The sequence below is a fragment of the Okeania hirsuta genome, from assembly GCF_003838195.1.
Lineage (GTDB): Bacteria > Cyanobacteriota > Cyanobacteriia > Cyanobacteriales > Microcoleaceae > Okeania > Okeania hirsuta.
Genome location: NZ_RCBY01000253.1, coordinates 1 through 9,923, shown reverse-complemented (window position 1 = coordinate 9,923; position 9,923 = coordinate 1). Strand labels below are relative to the sequence as shown.

Sequence of the window (9,923 nt, the reverse complement as noted above, 5' to 3'; positions counted from 1 at the left end):
TTCCTGTAGATATTCACCCTTGGGTTTACACAAACGATATAAACGGACATGATATAATTTATTTACAGTTAATTAAGAAATTTAAATAACTCTCCCACCTGTTTTAAATCCACATTTCCTCCACTAATAATTACTCCAACTCTCACACCAGAAACTTTAACAATACCTTCTAATAAAGCTGCTGCTGCCAATGTTCCAGTGGGTTCTATTACTAATTTCATTCTCTCCCAGATAAAATACATTGTTCTTAAAATTTCTTCCTCTGAAACTGTCACCATATCATCAACATAATTCAAAATTAATGGGAAATTTAACTTGCCTAAATAAGGTGTTCTAGCACCATCAGCAATAGTATTAGGATTAGATACAGTTTGTAGAATTTTAGAATAAAAAGACCGAGTTGCATCATCTGCATTTTTCGGTTCCACGCCAATAACTCGACAGTTTTTTAAGAGATTTTTAGTGGCGATCGCGCAACCAGAAAGTAAACCACCCCCACCACAACATACTAATAGTAAATCTAAACTTCCTACTTGTTCAATTAATTCTAAAGCAGTTGTACCTTGTCCGGCAATAATATCACAATGGTCATAAGGAGGAATAATTATCAAACCTTTTTCTTGAGCAATTTTTTGAGCTAGTTTTTCTCTATTTATTTCATTTACATCATAGAAAATTATCTCTGCTCCATAACCACGAGTAGCCGTTTTTTTTACTTGTGGAGCGTTGTCGGGCATAACTATAGTTGTGGGAATATTTAATAATTTTCCTGCTAAGGCGATCGCTTGAGCATGATTGCCCGAAGAGTAGGTTAAGACTCCCGATTGTTTTTGAGTTTTTGATAGTTGAGATAGAGCATTGTAAGCTCCTCTAAACTTAAATGATCCTGTTCGTTGAAAATTTTCACACTTGAAAAATACTTGACAGTTAGTTAGTTGATTTACAGTTTTTGAAGTTATTACAGGTGTGCGATTAGCCACCGACAATAAACGATTAGCTGCGGCCGTAATATTATTGTAATTAACTACAAAATGATCGGCAGATTTTGAGGAATAAATAGACATATTTTCTGAAAATATTCAACAATTATAGCAGAATGAAGAAGAAAGAAGGAAGAAGGAAAAATCTGGCGTGATCTAAGTTTTAAGCTTTTTATCTGTCAAATATAGTAATGGCAACTCCTATAACAATTATCATTCATAATTACTTCTCCTTAAAATTAGAGGATTGACTAAAATGATTTTTTTTATTCTTGATGCGTAGAAGCTTTCAAGCTTAATTATTTGGTAAAAAGAAAAAACAAACAAAGAAATTTTAGGTTGGGGAGAGGAATAGGGGATTCTCACAAAGCCTATAATATCAAATTATTTAACCATTCATTAGACTATAAACAATTCACTATCTCCAGACCTCATACCAAACTAATTAATCATAATTTGAAGTAATTTTATATTAAGAGTTTGAAGTTTTATTCTTCAACCAAACTTCAACAATTAAGATTATTTGGCAGTCCTGCAACGGTAATGGTATTAGACATCTCCTCCACGCATAGGCAGTAGGCAGCTTTGCTGTAGGCAGTAGGGAACCCACCCCTCGCCCCTCCCCCTCCCAGGAGGGGAAATAATTGATATATATAGTGTGAGAATTGATTTGATTTTTGATTTTTACCAGATGTCTATTGATAAAACTTGGGACAAATTACCTAATGATGTCAACTGTTATTACCTCAGCTCCAATTAAAAGAAAGCGGTTGATCTTCGGAGCTTCCCGTAGAGTGGGATGGCGAGGAGACTTCCCCATATCCAATCGACCAAGAGAGAGGATGTATTTCGGTTTCTTTCCTACTCACAGTTTTTTCCGCTCCAGGTCTCCCCATCTCCCCATCTCCCCATCTCCACATATCTCCATTTCCCTCTACCATGAGTATGCACCACTACCGATTATTTTTGGTCTCCCAGACATTGAACTCGTGCTTGAGATAAAATGGGTCTAGGCTGAAATGACTCTAAACCACGGCCATCATAAATAGTTGCTCCATCAGGCATTTTTGCTCCTTCTAATATTACCCCTTCTGTTAAAGCACCCTCGAAAATAGCACCACTTAAATCAGTCTTGCTGAGGTCAGCACCTCTGAGGTCAACTCCACGGAGATTAGCATCCACTAAATTAGACCATTGGAGGTTAGTATTTTGCAGGTTAGCATCAGCTAAGTCAGCACAAGTAAAGTAAGAACCACTAAAATTACTTTTGCTTAAGTCGGCATTTGTTAAGTTAGCTTGTCTAAGTTTTGCACCTCGTCGTCTGATATTACTAAGGTCAGCTCCACTAAGGTCGCATCCTTGACAAACTGCTGATGGATTATCTAAAAATCTTCGGATATCATTGGCATTTTCTGCTAGAATTGGCGTAGTTAATCCGGCAATTGTTAAAAGGGTAATAGTAATAATTTTTGGCAGTTTCATAGTCTTTAATTTTTATTGATATTTACATCTATTATATATTATATAGTGATGTGGTATTGGCTCAAACCTTACTAATGCAAACTTTAAAAAAGCTTCTCTCAAAGAAGTAAATTTAGAAAGGAAAAATTTACAAGGAGCAAATTTGATGGGAGCTGACTTAGAAGGAGCTAATCTGATTAAAGCCAATTTATCTGGTGCTAAAACTTATGGGTGGAAAGTATAAAGATGCAGACTTTACTGATACCATAATGCCGAATGATGAAGAATTTACCAAAGCAGAAACACCAAGCGATAACCAACAAAAAATAGAAACAATAATACCTACTACAATACGCAAAATAATCAAAACCGACAAAGCACCCGAAGCAGTTAGTCCATATAATCAAATGATTTTTGTATCAGGTCAAATAGCGATCGACACTAGAATCAATCAAATAGTCTATACCGACGATGTAAGTAAACAAACAGAACAAGTAATGAAAAACCTAGAAGCTATTCTTACAGCAGTAGGTGGAGTTTGCTCAAACGTTGTCAAAACCACCATTTTCCTCAAAGACATCAACGACTTTGCCACAGTTAATATAAAATCCGGTTGAATACTTATTAGACATAGGAGTGGAAATTACACATATAGATTATTTTTTGTGTCTTTTTTCATAAATTTTCTTCCCTTTTGCCTGTTGCCTGTTGCCTGTTGCCTGTTGCCTGTTGCCTACTTCTGCAAAAAGTCTATTCTTTTTCGGAGATGTCTATTATACCATTTTGATAAATTTTTGCTACAAATAACTAGGGGATTTTTTAGGAGTCAACCCACCCCTCGCCCCTCCCCCTCCCAGGAGGGGAAGTCAGGAGTCAGGAGTCGTATGGGAATGGCTTCAATACCACTTTTTAGGTTGGAAATCATCTTTTTTGTCAAAGGGATGTCTCCTGAAAATTATTTTTATCCCTCTTACTATTCGTAACATTCTTTTTTCAAAATGGTATTATTAGGAGACAGGAGACAATTATAGTGGTCAATAGGAGTAAGTAATTGAGTATTTGTACTTAATATTTTCCTGAGAATCTGACTGCTGAGAAAGGTCAAATGTAGGAGCTATATAGTATAAATATCTACCAAGTTACGGATTTTTCTACTACTTTTAATGTTAGAAATTGAAGTGCGGAATGTGAGTTTTAATTAGCGGTCAAAAACTTTCTTCTCGTCTTCCTTCTTGACTCCTGATATCATGTCCGGTAGCATAGTTTGTGTATAAAATTAAATCAAAATTGCCAGAAATCCTTCTGCCTTCCCTTCACCAAGGTGTAACTATTCAAGCGGACATGATATGACTCCTGAGTGCAAACAACCTATCGCCAAACCCTAATACAACCATCACCGTCCCCACTGACCAAAAAATCTCCTTCAGGAGAAATTGCTACAGCTAAAACACCCAAAGCATGACCAGTCAAAGTACCCATTTCCAGACCTGTACTCAACTGCCATATTTTAATCATATTATCCGCACCCCCACTCAGCAAAGTATCATCTGGCGAAACTGCTAAACACCAAATACTTTTGTCATGCCCAGTCAAAGTAGCTACTTCCAGACCCGTACTCAACTGCCATAACTTAATAGTGTTGTCATCACTGCCACTCACCAATATTTCACCGTCAGTACTAAACGCAACTGCACTCACATAACCAGAATGCCCCCTGAGAGTTTTAATTTCTTGCCCTGTAGCTAAATGCCAAATCTTAATCGTATTGTCACCACTCCCACTTGCTAACATCTGCCCATCATTGCTAAACTCCACAGACCAAACCCTCTGAGAATGCCCTGTGAGAGTATGAAGTTCGTTACCCGTACTCACCTGCCACAACTTAATTTGGTTATCGTCGCCACCACTAGCTAATATTTGCCCATTGGGACTGAATGCTAAGGACTCAATATCATTGGAATGTCCGCGCAAAGTACGAATTTTTTTGCCTGTACTCAACTGCCATAGTTTGATAGTGTGGTCGTAACTCCCACTAGCTAATATCTCGCCATTAGGGTTAAATGCCACTGACTCCACATCGTCGGAATGTCCTGTAAAAGTAGAAATTTCTTCTCCGGTACTCAACTGCCACAACTTAATAGTGTCATCATAGCTACCACTAGCTAATATTTGTCCGTCTGGACTGATGGCAAGACAACTTACTCCTTCTGAATGTGCCTGAAATTCATTAGTTACAACACAATTTTCTAGTTTATGTTTCTGTTGTTTTGATGTTTTTTGAACGGGTGGAGATACTGGTTTTATTTCTTCTTGTTGTTGGCGTTTTATTTCTGCCACAACTCCCTGGACAATGCCCAAGTTTCGCCGAGCATCTTCACAGTCTGGCTGTAGTTTTAATGCTTGTTGATAGTCAGTGATCGCCTGTTCGTATTGTCCTAATTGATTAAAAGTATCACCTCGTTTATTATAGGCATCTACCCAATTTTCATTGATCTGCAATGCCTGGGTAAAATCATTAATGGCTGCTTGATATTGACCGATTTTTCCATAAACAAAACCACGATTATAATAAGCTTCACCCCAATTTTGATTCAGCTTTATTGCGTGGTCAAAATCACTAATTGCTCCTAGATAATCTTCCTGTTTAAAATTACTTACTGCTCGTTTGTAGCAAATTTCCATTATATTTAACTGCCTAGTTTCACCAATAGCTGTTAAACATTGATTTAATTTATTTACATATTCCAAATCTTCTGCTTTTACTACAGATTCTATGGCTTCCAATAGCAAAATTAATTTGTCTGGAACTGACGACAAACCCCGTGACTTTAACCAATATTTTAAGGAATGTTCAATCTGTGTAATTGCCCAAACTTTATTTTGTAAATTTGCCAAACTTTGAGCTAAATCTAAAGTCAATTCTGGCATCCAACCAGAACGCTGAATTTCTAAATATTGATAAATTTTTTGATAATATAAAATCACCGATTCCATCATCTCATCAACTTCTGGAGATTCTGGTAAATTTTTAATTAAATCGGGTAATAATTCTGGCAAAATAGGAGGGAGATTATATTCAACTAAAAAATATTCATCTGCTACTAAACCAGCAAATATACAATGATAAAGAGTTAAAAATTTCCCTAATTCCTCAAAGTCTTTCTGATTGACAATATAGTTCATATCCAACTCACTAATGTCAATTCCTGCCTTTCTAAATTTTTGCTCTCGCTGTAATTTTTTCAGGTTGATTAAATTATTACCGCCATAAAGTTCATCAATTTTTTTCCCTTTTTCTCCGGTAGCAATTAACTTAGACCTAATTGCTAACCATCGACGCGCCCGGAGTTTCGCAGATTCATATAAAATATCTTGATAAGGCAATCTAGAAATAATAGGGTCGTAACGATATTTCGACCAACCTAAACTCCAATAAGCAATTCTAAAATTGAGATAATTACCATTAACTTCTGATTCTAAAACTAAAGTTGGCTGAGATTTTAATACACCAAATAAAGCTTTAATACTGGCTTCACTATGAAAAGATTTACTTACCCAAGCTCCTGCCAAAAAATCTATTTCTCTGCCTTTAGCTGTATAATTTATGAAAAATTGTCGCAAACCGTCTGCTAAAGTCAGTTCAATATTAGGGAAAAAATTAGGATAATTATTAGCTGCTTCAAGTCTATCAAATACGAGTTTTGGCGGAGCAAAGAAAACTCGCAGAGGCAGAATTTTTTCCTCTGGATCGGAGTTGAGAATATCGGCAGCAACTAACCAAATAGGAGAATTTTCTAATCTTTTTTGTTCTTCTATAATTTGTAGAGAAGTTTCTCGTTGATAGGCAACTAATTCTCGTTGAAGTTCATAGTTTTGTTTGAGTAGTTCTATTTGAATTGCTTTTTCTTGTTCCAACAGCCATCTTGGAAAATCTATATTTGTTTCGAGTCTGGTAGTTTCGGCAATTTGAATAAATGCCTGTAATTCTTGGGAATTATCTTGACTCAGTTTCTCTAAATCAAAGTTATCTTGATTTTGGATATATTCTAGTTTTAATTTTTCTAGTTGAATATTTTCTTTTCGTTTGGCTAAAACGGGATTTTTTGTAGTTACTATATTTGTAGATTTTGCATCTTTTTTAAGAGTAACAAATTTAGCTGCTTCTGCCACTGCTTTACTAATTTTTTTCAGAAATTTTAATACCATTTTTTTTAGGGAGTAGGGAATTTAAAAGTCAAAAATTCAAAGTCAAAAGTAAGATTTTATCAGCTCAAAACTTTAACAATATAGTAATTTCAGGAAGTTATTTCATATCTAAAGGTTGAAACTATTTGTGACATATTTAAAGTGAATTGGTATTAGTAAGCTTGACTCTATTATATCAAATACGCTTACTTTGGAGTAGAAGATTCTAAAAGAGGCAAAATTCCAAACTTGGTAGGGGTTTGGTCACAAAACCCCTACGATATTAATTGTACCGATACTACCGGATTTGATATTAGACATCCCCAGAAATTTATTAAACGATGGTGGTACATTGTAATGGTTGTGCATTACCGATAAATAAGGGTTTATATCAAATCCGCTCGGGTTCGGTATAAAAAAAATTTTCATCTTCATCCAAGAGCAAATGTTTCGCGCATTCTCTTCCCTCCTGAGGAGGTCCTTCCCCTCCTGGGAGGGGAATAATTGATAATTTATCCCCTATAATTGATTTGATTTTTTATTATTTTTGTGAGTAAAACAGTGGGAGCATCTTGCTCCCGTACTTACCCGACCAAAAAACTTTCTCCTTATACTTGGGGTTTATTCTTCTTTCTTCCCTCCTGAGGAGGTCCGACTGAATTCCCCTCCTGGGAGGGACAGGGGTGGGTTGACTCCTAAGTAATTAAGATTAGTATCATACCCGCGCTTCACCAACGCCTATTTTTGTGAGGAAAACAGTGGGAACATCTTGCTCCCGTACTCGCGGGCAGGATGCTCCCACTGGAAATTGATTGTTCCTATCTACTATTACGATGGAGGACTACCCATTAAACGGTGTTGGTGAATCAAGCTATGAAACCTAAATTTTGCAAAATATAAAATGCTTTTCAGTTAATGTTTATGCCATCGCCATTAAAGCAAAATCATAGCCACGCATCACCAACACCCATTAAACTTATAGGGAGGTAAGCTAAAAATCATTTAGGTTTTATATTCCCTGTTTTCTGTTGCCTGTTGCCTTGAACAAAAATTGGATATATGGTTTAAATGCTTAACAACTTGCCATGGAACGTTCCGACATTTTTTTGATGAAATATCTATTTTTTTAAGGGAACAGGCAAATTTACTAAAGTTTACTTCAACTACTATAATTTTTGCTGTAAATATTTGCACCAATTAACTGCTAAATCAATATCTGTAAAGGGAATTTGGATATTTTTAGAATCAGAAAAAATAAACTCCAAAACTACTTTACCTTGACCTGGTAAATTTTCCGGATCTACTACCTTATTATTAACTAATAATTGTAGCGAAATCACATCTGACAAAGAAAAGGTTTCCAAATTAACAGGTCCCTTGCGTGTAGGTTTTCCACAAGTTATACTTTCACCATTTTGACCCAATACTGCATAAATATCATATTTAGCTTTCTCAAAAGATTCTGCCCAAGCACGGTAAGATTCCAACTTTTGATACTCATTCCAACCTGCCCAAGCTAACCAGATAAACACACCCAATAGGGGCAACCACAATAAACCTCTTTCCATATTAACCTTTAGATTTTCTAGTTATCTTTTCTTAATTTTAGAACAGCATTTTGGTATTATTTCCCATATTGTTGAATTGATCGACTAATTCTCAACCATTTTATGAAAACTTTATTTTATCCATCATATAGACATCTCCAGAAAAGAGGGAACAGGGAACAGGGAACAGGGAACAGGGAACAGGGAACCCACCCCTCACCCCTCCGGTGGAGGGGAATAATTGATAATTTCTGGATAATAATTGATTTTATTTTTGATTTTTGGAGATGTCTAATACTCAAACTAAACTTTTGCAGTCTTTTGCAACGTCTCTGAAGGCAACTCTCCAAACATAGCTTTGTAATCTCTAGCAAAATGACCTGCACTCCAGAACCCAAATTGACCTGCAAGCGTAGTTATAGTAGAGTTCTCCGGATCGCTTACCTTCAGGCGTTGTCGCAATGCGAGGTTAAGGGAATCAGTGGCCAAAATTTCTACGGTGATGGCATGGTAGAGCATGACGGTCATGTAGGCGAGTTACTCAACTTGGTCGAGCAGCTCGGTATTAAAGAGAATACGATTGTTGTATATACCACCGATAATGGTCCCCATTATAATATGTGGCCTGATGGTGGTATAAGTCCTTTCCGAGCTGAAAAGAACACCAACTGGGAAGGTGGCTATCGTGTTCCTGCTTTGGTAAGCTGGCCTGGTCATATCCCTGCAGGAGTAGTTTCCCACGAGATTTTCTCTCACTTGGATTGGGTGCCGACGCTGATGGCAGCGGTAGGTGAAGCGTTAGGTGAAGAGAAGTACACGGATTACAAAACAACCCTAATGCAGGATTGCCTTGAAGAGAGCACCAGCAATCTCTGCGGTACTTATCTAGATGGTTATAACCAACTGCCTTATCTGGAAACTGCAGGGGAAGCAGGTTCCAAGGGGGCGCGTCCAGGCTTCATCTACTTCAATGATGAAGGAAAAATGCCGGGGGTTCGCCTTGGCGACTGGAAATTGGTTTTTATGGAACAGCGATCCCACTATTTCGACCTCTGGCGCGAGCCGTTTGTGAAACTGCGGATTCCCAAGATATTTAACTTGCGCCGAGATCCTTACGAGCGGGCTGATACTGATTCAAACAGCTATAACGACTGGTGGTTCCGCCGACAGTACTTGATCACACCAGCTATCGGACTGGTGCAGAAGTACCTGAAGACATTTGAAAAGTATCCGCCCAGTCAGGGTCTTGTCACCAGCAATCCTGATGAGATTGTTCAAGACATCATCGATTCAATTGAAGTGACTCCCATTGAGTAATCAATTCCAATTTCAGAGTTTTGATTTTGGTTTTTGCCTTGCAAATAGCTAACAAGTGAGTTTATGGTTTACCCGAAAAGGCGATCGTGCTTTGTGGTGAACTATCCAAACTCAAGCTAATAGTTCGATCTGGATCGATATAGTTCAGTTAAGCCTAAAAATCAACAATAACGTAGGTTGGGTTGAGGAACGTTAGCGGAGCTTATCCGTAGGATAAACCCAACAGAGTCCTGACAATGTTGGGTTTCACTATCGCTCAACCCAACCTACAATTCGCCGTCTACGGATAGCGTATTTTCAAGACTTTCGTAAGTCCTGATTGAATGCAACAAAAAGAAAATACCACCCAAATTAAGGAGTTTTTTGGTTCGTGAAACGGGATTGGGTGCCGACGCTGATGGCAGCGGTAGGTGAAGCGTTAGGTGAAGAGAAG

The 9,923-nt window shown here is 37.4% G+C and carries 9 protein-coding genes; 3 read left to right on the top strand and 6 right to left on the bottom strand.

Translation table 11 applies throughout. The annotated features are described in order from the left end of the window. Positions 1–68 precede the first annotated feature (68 nt). The 3 genes from D5R40_RS26975 to D5R40_RS26965 all read right to left on the bottom strand — a co-directional run bounded on the left by D5R40_RS26975 (position 69) and on the right by D5R40_RS26965 (position 2,462). The gene (locus D5R40_RS26975; protein WP_124147830.1) at positions 69–1,064 is read right to left on the bottom strand and encodes a threo-3-hydroxy-L-aspartate ammonia-lyase; all 996 of its coding nucleotides are present in this window, start codon (positions 1,062–1,064) and stop codon (positions 69–71) included. 662 nt (positions 1,065–1,726) lie between these two features. Continuing rightward, complete coding sequence (locus tag D5R40_RS26970) at positions 1,727–1,921, bottom strand: hypothetical protein (protein WP_124147831.1); 195 nt, start codon at positions 1,919–1,921, stop codon at positions 1,727–1,729. Positions 1,922–1,940: 19 nt separating this feature from the next. Next, a complete protein-coding gene (locus D5R40_RS26965; RefSeq protein WP_124147832.1) occupies positions 1,941–2,462 on the bottom strand; it encodes a pentapeptide repeat-containing protein in 522 nt (173 codons plus the stop codon). Between the two features lie 55 nt (positions 2,463–2,517). Between D5R40_RS26965 and D5R40_RS40130 the strand changes: the two genes are divergently transcribed. Both D5R40_RS40130 and D5R40_RS26960 read left to right on the top strand, forming a co-directional pair. Beyond that, positions 2,518–2,685: a pentapeptide repeat-containing protein gene (locus tag D5R40_RS40130; RefSeq protein ID WP_240039213.1), complete on the top strand. Its 168-nt coding sequence runs from the start codon at positions 2,518–2,520 to the stop codon at positions 2,683–2,685. Next, positions 2,669–3,058, top strand: a complete 390-nt coding sequence (locus tag D5R40_RS26960; RefSeq protein WP_240039211.1) for a Rid family hydrolase — start codon at positions 2,669–2,671, stop codon at positions 3,056–3,058. The genes D5R40_RS40130 and D5R40_RS26960 overlap by 17 nt, the downstream gene beginning before the upstream one ends. A 751-nt stretch (positions 3,059–3,809) precedes the next feature. Here the strand turns inward: D5R40_RS26960 and D5R40_RS26955 are convergent. The 3 genes from D5R40_RS26955 to D5R40_RS40125 all read right to left on the bottom strand — a co-directional run bounded on the left by D5R40_RS26955 (position 3,810) and on the right by D5R40_RS40125 (position 8,662). Beyond that, positions 3,810–6,647: a WD40 domain-containing protein gene (locus D5R40_RS26955; RefSeq protein ID WP_124147834.1), complete on the bottom strand. Its 2,838-nt coding sequence runs from the start codon at positions 6,645–6,647 to the stop codon at positions 3,810–3,812. A gap of 1,145 nt (positions 6,648–7,792) precedes the next feature. Then, the gene (locus D5R40_RS26950; protein ID WP_124147835.1) at positions 7,793–8,194 is read right to left on the bottom strand and encodes a hypothetical protein; all 402 of its coding nucleotides are present in this window, start codon (positions 8,192–8,194) and stop codon (positions 7,793–7,795) included. Positions 8,195–8,476: 282 nt separating this feature from the next. Then, on the bottom strand, positions 8,477–8,662 hold the full coding sequence (locus D5R40_RS40125; protein ID WP_240039212.1) for a helix-turn-helix domain-containing protein: 186 nt from the start codon (positions 8,660–8,662) through the stop codon (positions 8,477–8,479). On the opposite strand from D5R40_RS40125, the gene D5R40_RS26935 reads away from it, so the two are divergent. Then, a complete protein-coding gene (locus D5R40_RS26935) occupies positions 8,573–9,490 on the top strand; it encodes a sulfatase-like hydrolase/transferase (protein WP_282433669.1) in 918 nt (305 codons plus the stop codon). The genes D5R40_RS40125 and D5R40_RS26935 overlap by 90 nt on opposite strands. Positions 9,491–9,923: the final 433 nt, after the last annotated feature.